16 protein-coding genes and 1 pseudogene are annotated in these 18,457 nt (G+C 41.9%); 15 read left to right on the top strand and 2 right to left on the bottom strand.

Annotated features, from left to right (window positions below):
• Positions 1-222 precede the first annotated feature (222 nt).
• The 3 genes from EWV66_RS00120 (at position 223) to cysK (ending at position 2,760) form a co-directional block, all read left to right on the top strand.
• On the top strand, positions 223-369 hold the full coding sequence (locus EWV66_RS00120) for a hypothetical protein (RefSeq protein WP_167341543.1): 147 nt from the start codon (positions 223-225) through the stop codon (positions 367-369).
• A gap of 106 nt (positions 370-475) precedes the next feature.
• On the top strand, positions 476-1,711 hold the full coding sequence (locus tag EWV66_RS00115; RefSeq protein WP_072927423.1) for an RNA-guided endonuclease InsQ/TnpB family protein: 1,236 nt from the start codon (positions 476-478) through the stop codon (positions 1,709-1,711).
• An 89-nt stretch (positions 1,712-1,800) separates the two neighbouring features.
• A complete protein-coding gene (gene cysK / locus EWV66_RS00110) occupies positions 1,801-2,760 on the top strand; it encodes a cysteine synthase A (protein WP_052276418.1) in 960 nt (319 codons plus the stop codon).
• Between the two features lie 112 nt (positions 2,761-2,872).
• Here cysK and EWV66_RS00105 read toward each other — a convergent pair whose 3' ends face one another.
• Positions 2,873-3,601: a hypothetical protein gene (locus EWV66_RS00105; RefSeq protein ID WP_052276417.1), complete on the bottom strand. Its 729-nt coding sequence runs from the start codon at positions 3,599-3,601 to the stop codon at positions 2,873-2,875.
• Positions 3,602-4,121: 520 nt separating this feature from the next.
• Here EWV66_RS00105 and EWV66_RS00100 point away from each other — a divergent pair.
• The 7 genes from EWV66_RS00100 (at position 4,122) to EWV66_RS00070 (ending at position 11,246) form a co-directional block, all read left to right on the top strand.
• On the top strand, positions 4,122-5,231 hold the full coding sequence (locus EWV66_RS00100; RefSeq protein ID WP_287109010.1) for a T6SS phospholipase effector Tle1-like catalytic domain-containing protein: 1,110 nt from the start codon (positions 4,122-4,124) through the stop codon (positions 5,229-5,231).
• A gap of 79 nt (positions 5,232-5,310) precedes the next feature.
• Positions 5,311-6,828 (top strand): glycoside hydrolase family protein, encoded by a 1,518-nt coding sequence (locus EWV66_RS00095; protein WP_052276415.1) that lies wholly within the window; start codon positions 5,311-5,313, stop codon positions 6,826-6,828.
• A 78-nt stretch (positions 6,829-6,906) separates the two neighbouring features.
• Complete coding sequence (locus EWV66_RS00090; RefSeq protein ID WP_052276414.1) at positions 6,907-7,329, top strand: hypothetical protein; 423 nt, start codon at positions 6,907-6,909, stop codon at positions 7,327-7,329.
• 83 nt (positions 7,330-7,412) lie between these two features.
• Positions 7,413-9,086: a DUF4127 family protein gene (locus tag EWV66_RS00085; RefSeq protein WP_287109011.1), complete on the top strand. Its 1,674-nt coding sequence runs from the start codon at positions 7,413-7,415 to the stop codon at positions 9,084-9,086.
• 36 nt (positions 9,087-9,122) lie between these two features.
• A complete protein-coding gene (locus tag EWV66_RS00080; RefSeq protein WP_287109013.1) occupies positions 9,123-10,133 on the top strand; it encodes a hypothetical protein in 1,011 nt (336 codons plus the stop codon).
• 293 nt (positions 10,134-10,426) lie between these two features.
• Positions 10,427-10,606, top strand: a complete 180-nt coding sequence (locus tag EWV66_RS00075) for a hypothetical protein (RefSeq protein WP_002756784.1) — start codon at positions 10,427-10,429, stop codon at positions 10,604-10,606.
• A 127-nt stretch (positions 10,607-10,733) separates the two neighbouring features.
• Positions 10,734-11,246 carry a PEP-CTERM sorting domain-containing protein gene (locus EWV66_RS00070; RefSeq protein WP_052276412.1) on the top strand — a complete coding sequence of 171 codons (513 nt, stop codon included), beginning with the start codon at positions 10,734-10,736 and terminating at the stop codon, positions 11,244-11,246.
• 268 nt (positions 11,247-11,514) lie between these two features.
• On the opposite strand, the gene EWV66_RS00065 is transcribed toward EWV66_RS00070, so the two are convergent.
• Entirely contained in the window at positions 11,515-13,086 is a 1,572-nt protein-coding gene (locus tag EWV66_RS00065; RefSeq protein WP_052276411.1) for a hypothetical protein, read from the bottom strand.
• Positions 13,087-13,434: 348 nt separating this feature from the next.
• On the opposite strand from EWV66_RS00065, the gene rfbF reads away from it, so the two are divergent.
• The 5 genes and pseudogenes from rfbF to EWV66_RS00040 form a co-directional block, all read left to right on the top strand.
• The gene (rfbF, locus tag EWV66_RS00060) at positions 13,435-14,265 is read left to right on the top strand and encodes a glucose-1-phosphate cytidylyltransferase (RefSeq protein ID WP_287109015.1); all 831 of its coding nucleotides are present in this window, start codon (positions 13,435-13,437) and stop codon (positions 14,263-14,265) included.
• A complete protein-coding gene (rfbG, locus tag EWV66_RS00055) occupies positions 14,250-15,395 on the top strand; it encodes a CDP-glucose 4,6-dehydratase (protein ID WP_287115869.1) in 1,146 nt (381 codons plus the stop codon). Before rfbF ends, rfbG begins: the two co-directional genes overlap by 16 nt.
• Before the next feature lie 74 nt (positions 15,396-15,469).
• Positions 15,470-16,561, top strand: a complete 1,092-nt coding sequence (locus tag EWV66_RS00050) for a glycosyltransferase (RefSeq protein WP_287115868.1) — start codon at positions 15,470-15,472, stop codon at positions 16,559-16,561.
• A 78-nt stretch (positions 16,562-16,639) separates the two neighbouring features.
• Entirely contained in the window at positions 16,640-17,983 is a 1,344-nt protein-coding gene (gene rfbH, locus EWV66_RS00045) for a lipopolysaccharide biosynthesis protein RfbH (RefSeq protein WP_287109019.1), read from the top strand.
• Between the two features lie 61 nt (positions 17,984-18,044).
• Positions 18,045-18,457, top strand: a pseudogene (locus EWV66_RS00040) (hypothetical protein); the annotation flags it as partial.

Genomic DNA, 18,457 nt, shown 5'->3' with positions numbered 1-18,457 from the left:
GTCAGTCTGTAGAGCGACCATAAGACCAGAACAGAGTAAATCTGTTAAGGCAGGTGCGAAAAATCCTTCGGGAAAGAAGCAGAAACCTAAATCGTGAGGTTTGGGAATCACCGTCCGTTCACGGCGGTGAGGATGTCAAGACCGTAATTCTGACTTTAGTAAACTATCCATAGTTATTTTAGTACAAGTATAAGCTTTGGGAAAAAAGCAATCTTATCGGTCATGGTAGTTTTGCCTGTCTCTGGGAATCAACTCGGACTGGGTGAAGAAACAAAGGAAAATGGAAATTTTGCCGATCTAGGGCTGGCCTTTGCTATAAGTGAGCTATATAGCGCCTCCTTGGCTAGTGAGGAAATTCTCAAACGCTAAAGCTGAGAGCTTACCGAAAAATTGGGTTTAAAGTTCCCCGCCCGACCTGGCGGCTTTTTCTTCTCAATAGTTACTTATCAACCACCTCTTGTGATAAAATCAAGACATGATAGTTAGAGAAGCCAAGCTACTAAACGCCACTAAAGAGCAATACCAAGCTCTGGATGAAGCCATCCGTACCGCCCAATTTATTCGTAACAAAGCGGTTAGATACTGGATGGATAATTCGGGGGTAGGAAGAAATGATTTATATGCACTGTGCAAAGTCCTTGCTCAAGAGTTCTCTTTTGCCAAAAAGTTAAACTCTGCCGCTCGTCAAGCCAGTGCAGAAAGAGCTTGGGCTTCTATTTCTAACTTCTATACTCGTTGTCGAAAAGGAGAAAAGAAAAAAGGCTATCCAAAATTCAAAAAGCATTGTCGCTCTGTTGAGTATAAGGTTTCGGGATGGAAACTCTCAGAGGATTGTATGTATATTACTTTCACTGACGGTTTTAATGCCGGTGCTTTTTCTCTTTATTGCGACAAGGAAACAAGAGAAGACCTCTTTCGACTAAAGATTAATCGTGTTCGTGTTGTACGCCGAGCCGACGGGTATTATGCCCAATTTTGCTTTGATGCTGACCGCAAAGAGCAGGGAAACTATACAGGCAATGTTATCGGTCTTGACCTGGGATTGCAATATTTTTACAAAGACCAAAACGACAATGCTGTAGTTTATCCTAAGTATTTGCGAAAAGCAGAAAAAAGGCTAAAACGTCAACAAAAACGATTAAGTAAAAAGTATAGGAAAGGGGCAAAACCTCAATCCAAGAGCTACCATCGAACCAGAAAAAGACTGGGTAAACTCCACCTGAAAGTTCAACGCCAGCGGAAAGATTGGGCGATTAAGTTAGCCCGAAACGTAGTGGCATCTAACGATGTTGTGGTGTATGAGGCTTTAAAAGTGTCGAATCTGGTCAAGAATCATAACTTGGCTAAGTCTATTACTGATGCAGGTTGGTATCAATTCACTCAATGGCTAGACTACTATGGCCAAATTTGGGATAAAGCAATAGTTGCGGTTGCACCCAACTATACTTCCCAAGATTGCTCTAATTGTGGTCATCGGGTGAAAAAGTCACTAAGCACTAGAACTCACTCTTGTCCTCACTGTGGAATTAAAATCTGTCGTGATACAAATGCGGCTTTAAATATTCTTAAAAGAGGAATGGAAGTTCTCGGGATGGAATGGCAAAACAGTACCCAAGGGCATTGGGAATCTGGGTCGGAAGACCGAAAGCATGGGGAGAAAACCGCCTCTACTATTGAAGGGAAACCAGAGATAACAAGTGGATTTCTTTGAACTATGAATAAGAATCCCCCGTCGTTCATGCGGGGGAGTATGTCAACGCTATAACTAAGCACACGAATCACCCAGACAGAGAAAATATCATGCGTATCGCTCACGATGTCACCGAATTGGTTGGCCGCACACCTTTAGTACAATTGAATCGGATTCCCCAAGCGGAGGGCTGTCTTGGCCGAATTGTGATGAAATTAGAAGGGATGAATCCCGCTGCTTCCGTCAAAGACCGCATTGGCACTCACATGATTAATAGTGCCGAAAAAGCGGGTTTAATCAATCCAGAAACCACGGTTTTAGTGGAACCCACTTCTGGCAATACGGGAATTGCCCTAGCGATGACTGCGGCAGCTAAGGGTTATCGCTTAATTTTAACTATGCCGGAAACGATGAGTTTAGAGCGCCGGGCGATGTTAAAAGCCTACGGTGCTACCCTAGAACTTACCCCCGGTTCCCAAGGTATGAAAGGGGCAATTTTACGCGCGCAGCAAATTGTCGATAGTATCCCCGGCGCTTATATGTTGCAACAATTTCGCAACCCTTCTAACCCAGAAATTCACCGTCTCACCACTGCTGAGGAAATTTGGCAAGATACGGAGGGACAGGTAGATTTTATTGTTGCGGGTGTGGGTACTGGAGGCACGATTACGGGAGTCGCTGAATTGATTAAATCTCGTAAACCTAGTTTTCAAGTAGTCGCGGTGGAACCTTTCAATAGTCCGGTGATTTCTGGGGGTAATCCCGGTCCCCATAAAATTCAAGGTATCGGTGCGGGTTTTATTCCGGAAGTTTTACGCACAGATCTGATTGATGAGGTAATTACTGTCAGTGATGAGGAAGCTTTTCAATTTGGTCGTCGTCTGGCAAAAGAAGAGGGTTTACTTTCGGGGATTTCTTCCGGTGCCAATCTTTGCGCCGCGATTCAACTGGCCCAACGACCGGAAAATGAGGGTAAATTAATTGTGGTGATTCAGCCTAGTTTTGGGGAACGTTATCTGAGTACCCTGATGTTCCAAAATATCGAGGAGCGCGAGTTAACTTTGGTGTAAAAAAAATATCCTCTTCAGCCTCTAGCCGTCATCTTCATGGTGGGGTAGGATTCAGTTATCAGTTATCAGTTATCTGTTATCAGATGTGAGTTTTCAGTTCACTGTTCACTGATTACTGATTACTGTTCACTGATTTGAGGAGGGATTTTTTCACCTGTAGGGGTATTTGTAAAGGTTGCGGTTTGATTGCCTCTTTGCCAGAAAAATTATCCAATAAAGCCGATCGCACTTGCGTGTCGGTTTCTCGCGAGAGAAGATAACGGAAGTATTCTTGGCATTGTTCTCGACGACTGGGGGAAAGTTCCATTTCACTTAAACGTCGGACGGCCATTAAGCGCATTAAGGGATCATTGACTGTTAATTTTTCTAACCAGCGATCGAAGTTTTTTGACTCATTTTGACCGCGATGGTCGAGAAAATGCCATCCTAGCAGGATTAAAGTCAAAACCGTGCCAAATCCTTGCAAAATTGAGGCCAGGGCCAACCAGCGATTTTCGGCATAGGTCCAAATTGCCACAGCGAGATAGGTGGCTAAACTGCCCAAACCGCCACAGACTACCGCTAAAGTTAACTTACCGCTATCGGCACTGAAAAAAGCACGCCCCCACAGCCACAGCGATGGCCAGTTTTGCCCCTGGAGATGGTAAACTCCAATCATTGCCCCCACTCCGGTTAAAGTGGCCAGAACTAACTGCCAATTCCACGCCCAGAGGATCAAAAAACTAGCACAAGCTGCCGCCCATGTCAAGAATTGACGGGTTTTTTTTGCAGCGAGAGTTCTCATGACTCGACGCTGCAGAGCGGGGGAAAAATAGGGAGGAAGACGGAATACTGAAGACACGGGAAGTTTTTCACTGAGGGTTTGATGATCACTATAGCCTGTTCTCAGGCAGACAGATCATTTTTCTCGGTAAAAATCCTCGTGGCAAAAGAGGGAAGTGTTAGGGTGGTCCAAAATTGCGATCGAGAATCGGCTAAAGTTCAGTTTGGCGAGCTTAGGTGTTAAGATGGTTTGCAATCAAACTCAACTTTTTTTATTAATAAATAGCTCAACAATATTCTGTAAACTTATATACAGAAACCTAAAGAAATGTATTAATTTGCAGTCCTTAGGGCAGTAAATTCTGATAGACGATCTAAAGTAGTAAGTATAAATACCGCATCTAATTTTACCTAGTCACGCCAGCTATCTAACTCATCTATTTCACTTCCGAACAGAGTTAGAACTTCCTTTATCTTGGTTGAGTCTTGCGGAAATTTTACCTTAAGGAAAATCTCGATAATTTTGAGTCATGATTCACTAGAATCCTCAAATATTCCGTAAACTGGCGACTTTTAAGAAACCTAGGAGGTTCATCGCTATGAAAAGCCGTCTTATTGTTTGTTGTGATGGAACTTGGCAAGATTTAGGACAAGGTTATCCTACCAATGTTGTCAAAATGGTGCAGGCTATCACGCCACTTGATGATACTAAGGGCAACCCCATCCGTCAAATCATCTATTATGACGAAGGCATTGGGACAAAACAAACTAATGCCGAGGTGACTGATATTTTAATTAAAATTGGTGGAGGTGCTTTAGGCATTGGCATGGATCATAAGATTGAGGATGCCTATCGTTTTCTGTGCTTAAACTATCAACCTGAAGATGAAATTTATCTCTTTGGGTTTAGTCGGGGAGCTTACACTGTACGCTGTTTAGCCGGGTTAATTTATAATTGTGGTTTGTTGTATCGGGAATTTATCCGACAAATCCCCAAAGCCTACGAAATTTACCGAGAAAAACAAGACCCAAATAACGCACCTAACGGTAAAAATGCCATTGATTTCCGTAATCAGTATGGACGACGGGTTCCCATTAAAGCCTTATGCTGTTGGGATACGGTTGCTTCTTTAGGTATCCCCGATATCGTTCATTCTCTGCATTTAGATGAAAAGTTCAACGAACGTTATCACTTTTATGATTCGACCATCAATCCCACAATTGAAAAGGCGTTTCATGCAGTTGCCATTGATGAAATTCGTAAAGTCTTTGATGTAACGCTAATGCGTCCCCATTCTACCCACATCAGACAACAAAAAGAACAAGTGGTTCAAGTTTGGTTTCCGGGGGGTCATGGTTGCGTTGGTGGAGGTTCTCAGGAAGAATCTGGCCTATCCGATGGAGCTTTATTGTGGATGATGGAACAAGTCGAAGCCTTGGGTTTGACCTTAGATAAAAGTTATATTCAACATGGAGTTCATCCCAATTGTAGTGCGTATTTTGATAATACGTCAAAATGGCCATTTAATGTAGCGGGAACAGCACCTCGCCAATTTGAAGGGGATGTTAGCAATTTGCATGAAAGTGTTAAAAATCGCTGGACAGACCTGAATGTTAATCCCCCTTATAAACCCGCTATTCCCGAAATTCAAATGATCCTTGAGAAAGAGCTTGGCACTTTCAGAAAGAAAGAAATAGTCTCTGTTTAGCACTTCTCTCCCTCAAAAATGTCGCCTACACTTTACCTACATAAACACTCATAATCTGAACTAATTAGGAGGATTTACCATGAAAGTATCACAGAACTGTATTGATCTGATCAAAAAGTGGGAAGGTTGCAAGCTTACCGCTTATAAATGTCCTGCTGGCGTTTGGACAATTGGGATTGGAACAACTTGTTATCCTGATGGACGACGTGTTCGGGAAGGGGATAAGATTACTGATCAACAGGCGGAAGGCTTCCTTGTCAATGAATGTGAGGAAAAAGCCAAAGCTGTAGATGAATTAGTAAATGTTGATCTTCATCAAAATCAGTTTGACGCTTTAGTTTCCTTTGCTTATAACGTAGGCATCGGAGCTTTTAAAGAAAGTACCTTACGACGTAAACTGAATGAGAAGGATTATGAGGGGGCTGCCAATGAATTTAAACGTTGGAATAAAGCAACAGTTAACGGAGTACAAGTTGTGCTTGAGGGGTTAACCAATCGCCGTAAAGATGAGGAAGCTTTATTCCGTAAAAATGATAGTTTTGGAACTCCTATTGAGCTTGAAGTCTCTCCTGAACATTCTGTAACTTGGTTGAAAGGATATTTAGATGGGGGAAATACAGTAGTTGTTGCCTACAATGATCAACAAGTGGTAGAGGTTGTTAAACTAGAAACCCATCTTAAAGATGATTTGATCGATCTGTTGCAACAATATCCCAATGCTCGGAATTTTCATCTTGCCGAACCGGGGAGTCCTATTCCGCAAGCTACACAAATTGTATTCGCAGGTCGTAATCAGACACTTTCTCTAGTGGAAAATCCACCTCAATTAAATCGAGGACTGTTACTGAAAGGCATGAGTGATGAAGATGCCCCCGGTTATGACATCCGAGAAATGCAGGAACGCTTAAAAGATTTAGGCTATTACCAGAAAGAATTGGATGGTATCTTTGGCAGTGGCACGGATGAGGCGGTCAGAAAATTCCAAGCTGACGTTTTTGGTCACTCCGAAGCAGATGGGAAAGTCGGACCAAAAACTTGGGCTAAATTGTGGGGAGAAGAAACAACACCCACACCTACTCCTCAACCTGCTGAAGGAACTTATCTCCGACTGACTAAAACTAACCAGAAAGACGGTGATGGTTTATATATTCTCATTTTGGAATATATCAAGAATGGACAGGTAAAAGATCATCTTAAAGTTTGCTCTGGACAACGGAGTAAACAACTATTCCGTACAGGTCCTCAAAGTGTATCGGGTTCCATGGAACCGCTGCCTGAAGGTAAATGGTACATTAATGACATTCTCTGGGCAGGTGGCAAAGATAAATATGGACCGACTGTTTTTAGTAATGGTCTGGGTCCAGTTACTACCCCTATCAAATATGTCGGACCGAATTCCACACGGCGAAGTGCTATTGAAATCCATATTGATTGGAATGGAAAATATTGTCATGGTCCCTGTCCAGGAACGGCAGGTTGCCTTGGTATCTACGATATTGCTGACTACAAGAAATTAGTTAGTTGGCTACGAGATACTAATCCCCATGATCTATATGTGGATTGGGGTCTAGGAACTTGTCCTCAACCTCAAGAATAACTCACTCAAGGGTGATCATAATGATCTTTCATAGTGATCACCCTACTCTTTTTTGATTCGGTGATTTACTCACGAACAATGTACAAACTTTTACTGGCATCAGCCTTACAACAGGTAATGCAAAACACAAATCTCCCTATAAACATAGACTCAAAACTAATCTGGAACGATACAGGAATTAATCTTGTCGCTGGACAAGAATATCATTTTCAAGCAACAGGTCAATGGACAGACTGGACAATTACCTCTAATGCTGATGGTTATGAAAGTCCTAATTTCTTGCTGAAACTATGTGAAGGACTACGACGAATGCCTAATTCAGCTTGGTTTTCACTGATTGGTTCAATTGATAAAGATCAAGATAGTTTGTTCCTCATCGGCGCAAATAAACAGTTTATAGCCCCAAAAACAGGACGGCTTTACTGCTTTGCTAACGATGTGATCATCGCCTATGGCAATAATCGAGATAGCATCCAACTCACTGTAACTTCCTTAACTTGACAAAGGGAAAATATCCTATTTGTGAACCGTCTGCTTTTGTTAAAGTAACCTGTCCAGAATCAGGCAAAAAAGGAGCAAAAATGATGACTACTCAAAAACTGAAAGCTCTAGTCAATACTGTTATCAAACAATCTACCCTAGATAGCAGTCAGATTACTGATCTTACTCAAAAATTTTCCTTGACAGCAGGAGATAAAATTGAGATTAATAATTACAAATCTGCGGACAATAATCACTGGGAATTAGAATTAACAACCCCTGTTAATGAGATGGCGAAATGGTTCGCTTATATGCCCCATGTCGAAATTAAAAGTAATGACCCTGTGGCCAAGATATTACAAGATATTAAGCAGTCTCAATTTAAGGTGTATCATCGACCAACAGAACAAGATGGAGATGGAGTGGGGATTCCCCCTAATGGACAAGACAACCGTTCAGAAAGAATTTGTCCTGTGTACGTTCTTAGTCCGAGAAGACAAACAGATTCTTTAGTTAGACAAATGATTACACTGCTTCGGGTCAAGGATACAGCGTTCATTATTGCAGAACGATTGCTACAATATCCCGAAGATTATCTCCCCACTATTTCTCAATTTGAAAAAGCGGTCATCGTCCAATCTTTTGTTGGTGTCGGTCCTCCTCAACCGGATGCAACTCCTTATCCAGATTGGGCAAAAAAAAGACACGACAAAGAGTTGTGGAGACTCGAACAATCTATCCGTCTATTACAGTCGATGAATCGAAAAATCTCAGCGGTGGTTTGTGCGATGGGAGATTCTCAAAAACATTCATCCAAAGATGTGCGAGAAACAATGCAAACAAGATTATACAATCTTCTGGATAAGTATAATCTCTCGGCTCTCAAACAGCCAATTACTTGGGGAGCAGATGAATTAGTAGCAATGGGAATCGCTCAAACTCTTCCTAAAACTAAAGTGCGTGTCCGCATCTCTAATAAGGAGACTGAAATGTGGTACGACGGGAGACGACCACCACGAGAACTTGTGACTGAAAAATTACCAGCAGTTGGGTTAGAAGAATCAGAAACTGACTGGGATTTCGAGGTCGCTATCCTAACTCGTCGTCAAAATGGTAGTATTGATGATTATCAGAAAGACGACCAGAAACAAGCCCAGTTAGATGAGCAATTTCTGGCTCAATATAAGAACTATTCTTCCGAGCAGCGCGCTAAATTAGTTATCATTGATGGCCGACTTTTTAATGGGGCTTGGAATGCCACTTCTGTGTTACCTTATGATGATTTATTGGCCTTCGGTAGTTGGGGAACATTTGGCAATTGTGTTGGCTCAACTTTGTCGGTGGCAAAAATTCTTTTCTACGCTAAAAATCCCGCCGCTCAAAGACAACTTTATTTAGAAGCCATTGCTCATGATGTTTTTGCTAATGGCTATAAAGAAGTTCAACGATCCGAAGAACCTAAAAGCTTCTGTAATCAGCTACAAAATCAAACAGGAATAACTTTCAATCATTACGACGGATATGATAATCCTGCTACGGTCAAAAAAGTCTTTGAGGTCTTAAATCGGCGCGTTAATGCCAGAATGCAAGAACATTTTGCAGGACTTCCCCTTGTTAATAACCGAGTCTTCCGAATTACCCCGCAATTTTGGCGCACTTTTGAGAGTGAAGTTCACATCTGGCCAAGATTACCAGAGGAAATTCATAAAGTTGGTATCTATCGTACCGATCTGGAAGCGATCGCTTTTAATCCTTCATTGGTCGATCAATTCGTCTAACAGTAAATTTTTCAACAATCCCATAGGAGAAATACCATGACTTCCCTACAAATTATCAATCCTACCAATCATGCTCGCTTTGAATGTCTAAAACCTGTTACTTTTACAGGCAAAGTAAATTCTGGAATAGTCACTGTAGAACTAAAAGCAGATGACAAATATCCCCTAGGCAATAATCAGGTTAAAGCAGACGGTTCTTGGTCGATTACTTATTCAGGATTCACGAATCCTGGTGATCGCAAAATTACCGCTATCGCTAACACTCAAACCAATCAAAATAAAGAAGAAACCAGCATTCTGATTCATGTGGAAGCTCCCTCAGATTATACTAAAACTATTTATGAGGGTTTAGTTTTAGATGACTTTAAAAAACTCGAACACACCCAGTCTCTGCCGACAGATCACAAGTTAAGTCAGGAAGAAGGATGCCGGTTATTTGAACAAGGAATCCTACCCATCCTCCAGTCCAAAACAACCTTTATGAAAGCAACGGAGGAAGGTCGAAACAAACTAAACGAATTAGTTGAACAAAACAAAGATCAATACGGTATTCATCATGCACCCTGTGCTTATTCTGTCTCCTGTGTGATGAAATATCTGGCTGAAAAGTTAGGATTAGCCACTGTCAAAGCACTTTTCCAAGACCCCTGTTTAATTGATAATGTTCAAGTTACAGGCGTTGAGACAAAACTGCGTCGTCTCGGTTTTCTCTACTTTTTGAAAGAAGATTACCTAGCACCTCGTGGGGCAATTGGAGCAAGAGCGCCTCGAAATAATCAGGATCAATCGTATCACATTTATTACATCACCAAAGATGGAGCAAAAAGGACTCAGTTTCCCAACCCAGAGAATGATTGGGATGATCAACAGGGCAAACACGAAAAGGGCATAAACGGGCCTAAATGGCAAATTAAAGACCTTCATGCTGAAAACCTCGATTTCTTCGATCATGTTTATATACAATGGGAGAATGGCTACACAGAAGGATTTTGGTTGCCACCGGGTATTTATCCTTTAAATCGTGGTTTCAATCTGTCGAATCTTTAGTTCCGTATTCTAACAATGCCCATGGGCCGACCGTTTAAAGTAAGTGGCACTTCGGTAATAGCTCAGTTTCTAATGGCAATTGGTCAGTCTCTTATCGTTTTACTGACAACGGCAAACGTCAAATTGAAGCGAGAGGATTTGATCAAGATAATCATTCTGTTGCTAGTGAAAAGATTACTTTAGAAATTGAAGCTTCTTCCATAAGCTGTGAACTAAGAACGAAACTCTTTGAAATTGGCGGTTATTCTGTTTGGCAAATTTCAGGACAAACCGCTTTTTTCTATCAATCAAAAATGAGTATTGATGCCGATGGTGCGCCGAATGCCTATCATCCCGACAATATTGGCTTAGATGATCTGAAAAATGCCGGTTATCCAAATACGTCTTGGTGGAAGAATATTCTTGTCCCTGACCCTCAAAATCCTAATCGAGCTTATGAGCAACGGGAGCATCTCATTTATGCAAGCGAGTAATTATACTTGTCCCTAAAACTGGTTTCTAGCAAGGCTTTCAAAATAGCTTGACATAAAACCTGATTTAGGGGTTACAAAGGTGAGCATGAGCAATGCCCACCTGAGTTTTTTTTAAGGAGTAATTACCATGAATAAAGTTGCTGTAATCACAGGTTTAGCCCTAGCATATTTTGGTGTTAATGTCAATAGTTTGCAAGGGGCAAATATCACCTACAATTTTCAAGGTGTCATAACTTATGGAAGTCTGACGGGAACTTATTCCAGTTCGGCTAGTTTCGATAATGCGGCGATTACAGGAGTGGATTTTGAATCTATCCCCTTGACCAATATTAGTTTTAATCTACTCTCCAATACCTTTAATCTCGCTTCGGCCGATGCCCCTCCCGTGGTCAATTATTTCGATGAGACTTTTATTGGCATCGATTATAGTGTCACCTCTACTAATGCTTTCTTTCCCATCGCTAATTTTGCCCTGACTAGCGGATTGTTTAACCTCAGTGAAGCGGCTTTTGCCTATACTCCTCGCTTGGGTATTGCGGGACAAGGTAGCCTAACTTTTAGCAAAGTTCCTGAACCTTCTATCGTTATCGGTTTAATCATTTTAGGAGGAATAGGTTTTGTCCTCCGCAAAAGGCCATAACTAATTTGAGACTTCCTTCGCTAAAAACGCCTACGTCTAAAGCTCTTGCTAAAGTAACTCAAGAATATATTTTGGTCTGTAATGAAGTTCCGGGGGAAGGCGATAAGTTGTCTATTTCGAGGTTCCCTATTTTAGCACGATGGTAAGTAGGGAGGCACAATTATTTGTAGGATGGGTTAGCGGTAGCGTAACATAATCAGGCGTTGGGTTTCATGCTTCAACCCAACCTACGTTCATCTTATATTTAATTCCACCCACCTACTTATTGCTACTCGATTTTATAGAGATAGGCTTCTGGGGTTTCAAGAAGGGAAGTCATCGGGCGATCGAGAGGGTGAGTTTTGACGAGGGTAAAAATTGGAAATAAATCGTTCATTTGGATAGCCATTTTAAATTTCGGCTGGATGTAATAACTACCCGATGGGCAGGCATTGGTGATCTTTAGCTCTCTTTTGGTCATAAAGGTATCGATATAATCGTACTGACCGCGCTCTTTTCTTTTGCGTTTCTTGGCTGGATCACAAAGGGTTGAACCAACGGGAATCTGATTGATAATTTCCACTGTATCGGCCACGGATAGGAGTCTTTCGGAACCGTATTTACTGGCAAGATAACGTTGATTGAAATAGAGATTAGTTGCGATAGAATAGCCGATGATAATTGCTAGAACTAGAGCGAGGATCCTGTCGAAAGTCTTAGTCAAGTTTAGATAGGCCAGACTAGCGATCGCCAAGAGGATAGGAGCAAACCAGAGTAAGATTTTACGATGGGAATAAAAATGCTCATCAGGATAATTAGAGGAAGCGTAGAGAAAAATTATCCAAGTGATCGCCAAAAAGCCGATAAGTGTTTTATTGCCTCGATATTTTTTGATGACTATGTATAGAGAAATGCCGAAAAAAATAGCAGAAACTACGACATTGAAAATCGATATATTGTCATTCAAAAAAAACACTTGATTACCCAGATAAACCGTTTCCCAAATCGCTTTAAATAGACGAGTGAACAGATTGCTCGATGGTTCACCGCTCGCCCCCTTCTCCGTGAGTGCTCTCACGATTCCCCTCGTATTAGCGAAATTCCGAACGATCTCACTGTGCCAATACATAAATAAGGCGAGATTTGCCGAGAGAATCGATAGAAAAGGCAAAAGACATTTACGAGTATTCTTGCGATTGCGATAAACAAACCATAGACAGGCAATAACACAAGTCACTGGGATAATTAACATCGTGGTGGTGTGTAAACTCACCAATATAGCGACGGTAATCCCGAAGAATATCCAAGCTATAGCCTGATAGAGCAGCGGCTTAGTCGTTTCCATCTGGAACCGATAGAGTAAAGCAAAAACGAGCAGGAAAAAGGGTATTGGGCTAGGGGCCCAGGAAAAATTATTAATGAAATAGTCCGCATAGATCGTGCTATACCAAAATCCTGCCAAACTGGACAGGAGAAGACGTTTATCTTGTTCTACATTTTCTAAAAGTTGATAAACAAAGTAGATTAAGAGGGGAATCGATAGAAAAGAAAATAGTCCATTGGTAAGGACTTGAAATTCGGGAGCGGTACCGAAAATTGTCAGAGGAAAGGCTAAATAAGTATAGAGGGGGGGGATTGTGAATCCATATTTTCCACCACCCCCCGGTGGTCCCAATTGAGGAAAGTTTCCCTTCCACATATCCATCGAAAGATAACCAAGGGTAATCTGATCGGGATCCGGTCCGATATCGAAGGTAACGTATTCAAAGATACTGACAATCCTGGTGAAAAAGGCAAAGGCGATCGCTAGAATCCCTAAAATCAGTGCCGTTACTCGGACTTTATTGATTGATTTCCCCATAAGTGTCGGTATTTTTATCCTAAAATTGTCTGGTAGCTTCGTGACCGTATACCCGAATATTTATCTTCACATGGTAGCACGAATTTCTAGTCCTACTCGGTCAGAATTATAGCGTTAAAGATGAAGTATAACCTGATTTAGCATTACTGGCCGACTCCCCAAAACGAAAACTTCGTACCTCACCATAAAGATAACTGCTATAGGATTTAAGAGCCTGTTTAGCAATAAACTGGGTACACTCGCTTAACAAAATTTTTTTTAGACAGATCTTGGACACAATCAGGAATCCCGTGTTAAACTGCCTCGATAAGATGATGTCACTCTCAAGACCCTTCACTATATAATCTAATGGTAATACAATCGGTCAGTTTAACAGTTAAGGACTATAAGTCTAACATTCCCGTGGCTATCTTGTGTGGTGGCAAAGGAACCCGACTGCGGGAAGAAACCGAATTTCGACCTAAACCGATGATTGCTGTCGGAAATCGGCCAATTATTTGGCATATCATGAAAACTTATGCCCATTATGGCTTAACTGACTTTATGCTCTGTCTAGGTTATAAAGGGGAAATAATCCGGGACTATTTCTTTAGCTATGATTGGAATCACAGTGATGTCCTCTTAGAGTTAGGCAATAAAAAAGTGACCAAACTCGATAGTGGACATGATGAGGAAGACTGGCGTATTTGGTTAGTTGATACGGGACAGGAAACCATGACCGGAGGCCGTCTTAAACGTCTCACCTCTTATATAGATCAAACTGGAAGTGATATCTTTTTAGCCACCTATGGGGATGGGGTTTGTGATGTGAATATTGCGGATCTGTTGGATTTCCATTACTCTCATGGTAAATTAGCCACCTTGACGGCGGTTCGTCCTCCTTCTCGCTTTGGCGAGTTAATCATTGAGGGTAATTTAGTCACTCAATTCCAAGAAAAGCCCCAAACATCTGAAGGATGGATTAATGGGGGCTATTTTGTCTTAAATCGCAAGGTTTTGGATTTAATTGAGGGAGATGCGACGACTTTTGAAGCACAGCCCCTCAGAACCCTGGCTGCTTTGGGAGAACTCGCCGTCTATAAGCATGAAGGGTTTTGGCAGTGCATGGATACTTATCGAGAAATGGAAATGCTCAATCACCTTTATGACACTGGACAAGCTAGATGGAAAATATGGTAAAGGAAACATTTTGGTCGGGCAAAAAGGTCTTTATTACTGGTCATACTGGCTTTAAGGGGTCTTGGCTGGCTTTTTGGTTACTCCATCTAGGGGCAGCGGTAAAAGGCCTCAGTTTAGCTCCCAATACTACCCCCGCTTTATTTGAGCAATTAGACTTAGCTCAAAACCTGAGTCATCATATAGGGGATATTCGAGAGGCTGAGTTAGTGGCTCGTTTAATCGCTTCATGGCAACCGGATGTAGTCTTTCATTTAGCGGCGCAACCCTTAGTGCGACTTTCTTATCTGGAGTCGGTGGCAACCTGGAACACAAATGTCATGGGGACTATTCACGTTTTAGAGGCCCTGAAAAGCCTGACTCATCCCTGTGCCGCCGTGTTTATTACTAGCGATAAGTGCTATGAGAATCGGGAATGGGTCTATGGTTATCGGGAAAATGACCCATTAGGGGGTTATGATCCCTATAGTTCTAGTAAGGCGGGGGCGGAATTAGCGATCGCATCTTGGCGAAATTCCTTCTTTAAAACCCCTCAAACCCCCATCGGTATTGCCAGCGCCAGGGCAGGAAATGTCATCGGTGGCGGAGATTGGTCCCTAGATCGGATTGTACCCGATGCGATGCGGGCCTTGATGAAGTCCGAAGCGATTCCGGTGCGGAACCCTCTAGCGACTCGCCCTTGGCAGCACGTTTTAGAGCCTTTAGGGGGCTATTTACGGTTAGCTGAGTCTATTTATGAGCAGTTGATGACGGCCAATTGGCAGCAAGACAGCCGGGGGTTATATGGGGCGTTTAATTTCGGTCCGTCTCTGACTTCTAATCGCCCGGTTAAAGAGTTAGTTGAGTCTATCCTACAACTTTGGCCGGGGACTTGGCTCGATCAAAGTGATCCGAATGCTGTTCATGAGGCTAAATTGCTTAATCTAGTCACGGATAAGGCTTTCCATACCCTAAAATGGCAACCCGTCTGGGATTTTGAGCGGACAGTTCAAGAAACCGTTCTTTGGTATCACCAAGCCAATCAAATTGCACCTAGCAATAATCAAGGGTTTCAAAACTTAACCCGATCACAGATCGAGCTATACCAGGCCGATGTCTTCAGTGAAAAAGTAGGTAGCTTTTGTGTTCCATAATATTTATCGCTACATTCCGGCGTTCCCCAAAACCAGAGACTTCGTACCTCACCATTAGGATAAATTCAACAAATATGACTAAAGTTTACTTCTACGCAACAAATGAAAGGGAGATGCGGTTATTTAATAGACAAGATCCCGACTCTTTCCTCGGTATTCATGATCATTTTTCAGGGGAAATTGCGACGAGTTATATCTATCTTAAAAAGGCGGGTTTAGATTGTGAAGTTATTAACACAATTCCTGAAGAAGGGATTGTGTTCGGGGATAAACAGAGTTTTGATAAAACCTTGCTAGAGATCAAAAAATATCTTGGTCGTGTTTACAAATATCCAGGAAATGCTATGTTAATTGCGATGAAAGCTGATTACCAGTTTTATCCACCTGCCCATATAAATATTGTTAATAATCCCGTGGATTTCCAGAAAAACCGTAATTCTATTTGGAATCCTTACTATCTTGTTTTTCCTTGGCCTCAGCCCGGATTGATCCCTCGATTGAAAGAGCGTGGCTGTCTAGTTGAAAATGTGGCTTATCTTGGTGATCAATCTCAATTAGCAGAAGAACTGAAATCAGATAAATGGCGTGATGCCCTATCTTCTCTAGGATGCAAGTGGTGGCCAATTCTTGAGCCTAAAAAGTGGAACGACTATAGTAATATAGATGTGGTTATTGCCGCTAGAAGTTTCGATGGCAACCCATACATCAACAAACCCGCTAATAAATTAATCAATTGTTGGCGAACTGGTGTTCCAGCCATCATGACTCCAGAGTCCTCAATCTTAGCAGAAAAGAAAAGCGACTTAGACTTTCTTTTGGTTAATTCTCTGGACGAAGCTATCTCAGCAGTTAGTAAGTTAAAGAGTAGTCCCGAACTTTATGCTAACATGGTCAGTAATGCCCGGGAAAGGGCTAAGGATTTTACTGTAGAAAAAGGTTGTGAAAGATTTATGAAATTTTTTGAGGAATTTGCGTTTCCTACCTATAATGAATGGATTAAATTAACGGAAAGTCAGAAAAAAACTCTTTTCTGGAGACGTTGTTCTAAATTGAAATTAGACAATTTTAAAGACAGAACTTGTGTGATAATTTTTGCTTATAGAATCGTGAAATATTTACTGGGAAAGACTTTTAGGACTATTTTGCTGAAGAAACTATCAGTATAGACCCCGTTTCCACACAGAAACCAGAAGAGCCAATAGTTTTATCGAGCGGTTTTTCTAACGAACATTATTGCATAAATCATGACACAACCTATCCATCGTCCAACTAATACATCTGAGCAAGAACAAGAACTGCGAGAGCAAGTCTTTCAAGCAGTACAAGAATATTATAAGCACAAATTTCAACCCCGGGCTTTTGTGGCGGGGCAGACCTATATTCCGGCATCGGGTAAGGTATTTGATGAGCAAGAATTAGTCAAATTAGTGGATTCTTCCCTAGATTTCTGGTTAACGACGGGCAGATATGCGGCGGAATTTGAGGAACGTTTTGCCCAGTGGATGGGGGTAAAACATTGTTTATTAGTCAATTCCGGCTCTTCGGCCAATTTAGTGGCCTTAAGTGCCTTAACTTCCCCTAAATTGGGGGAAAAACAACTTAAACCGGGGGATGAAGTCATTACCGTCGCCGCCGGTTTCCCGACCACAGTTAATCCCATCTTTCAAAATCAGCTAATTCCCGTCTTTTTAGACGTTAAATTACCCGGTTATGACCTCGACATCGAGCAACTGGAATCGGCCTTGTCAGAGAAGACTAAAGCGATTATGATCGCTCATACCCTGGGAAATCCCTTTAATTTAGAAGCGGTGATGGCTTTTGCCGAAAAACATGACCTCTGGGTAGTCGAGGATAACTGTGATGCGGTGGGAAGTCTCTATAAAGGGCAAAAAACCGGCACCTTTGGGCATTTAGCAACGGTTAGCTTTTATCCTGCCCATCACATGACTATGGGAGAAGGGGGCGCGGTTTTAACCAGTGATACCCGCTTGAAAAAGATTGTCGAGTCATTCCGTGACTGGGGGAGAGATTGTTGGTGTCCTCCGGGGGTAGATAATACCTGTAATAAGCGCTTCGGTTGGCAGTTAGGAGATTTGCCCTTTGGCTATGACCATAAGTACACCTATTCTCATGTGGGTTATAACCTAAAGATGACCGATATGCAAGCCGCCGTCGGGGTAGCGCAACTGGATAAATTGCCAGGATTTATCAAAAAGCGCCTGGAAAATTTCGACTTTTTGCATCAAAAGTTACAGGAGCTTCAAGATGTTTTAATTCTGCCTGAAGCCAGCCCCGATTCTGAACCGAGTTGGTTCGGGTTTCCGATTTTTGTCAAGGAAAATGCGCCTTTTAGCCGCAATGATTTAGTTAAGCATTTGGAGGAAAAACGCATCGGCACAAGGCTATTATTTGGAGGAAATTTGTTGCGACAACCTCTTTATAAGGGTTTAAATTATCGAGTTATTGGGGATTTAAGTAATGCCGATAAAATCATGAGTAGTGTTTTTTGGCTAGGCATTTATCCCGGATTAACGGAGGAAATGTTAGAATATGTTGTCTTGACGCTAAAAAGTTTCTGCCAAGGGTGATTAAGGGAAAACCGACTTTTTTTAAGTATTCTTGGCTTTTCTTAATGAAAAAGAGATAAACATGACACCATCTGCCATTGATTTACCGACAAAATCAAAGATAATCACCTGGGAAAAACTGCCCGATGATTTTATTCTACCTGACGAACCTGTGGACAATAACCTGCAACCTCTCTTAGCAGCAGCTTTACGCGAATCCCTAGAATTAGCAGGATTAATTCTAGAATCGATGCTAATTGCCTCTAATTTTGGCTTATGTGCTACCGTTAAAACTCAAACAGTTGTCAAAGCGCCTGACTGGGTTTATATTCCCTCAGTAAAACCGATTCCTAGCGGAAAAATTCGGCGCAGTTATACTCCCCATCTTGAAGGAGAAATTCCAGCTATTGTCCTAGAGTTTATCTCGGAAACCGAAGGGGGTGAATATTCCATCAACCCTCACTATCCCTATGGAAAATGGTATTTTTACGAGCA

Origin of the sequence: Microcystis sp. M_OC_Ca_00000000_C217Col (genome assembly GCF_007095585.1) — a bacterium.
Classification (GTDB): Bacteria; Cyanobacteriota; Cyanobacteriia; order Cyanobacteriales; family Microcystaceae; genus Microcystis; species Microcystis panniformis.
The sequence above is the reverse complement of the archived record's forward strand: the minus strand, read 5'-3'. Positions and strand labels throughout refer to the sequence as shown.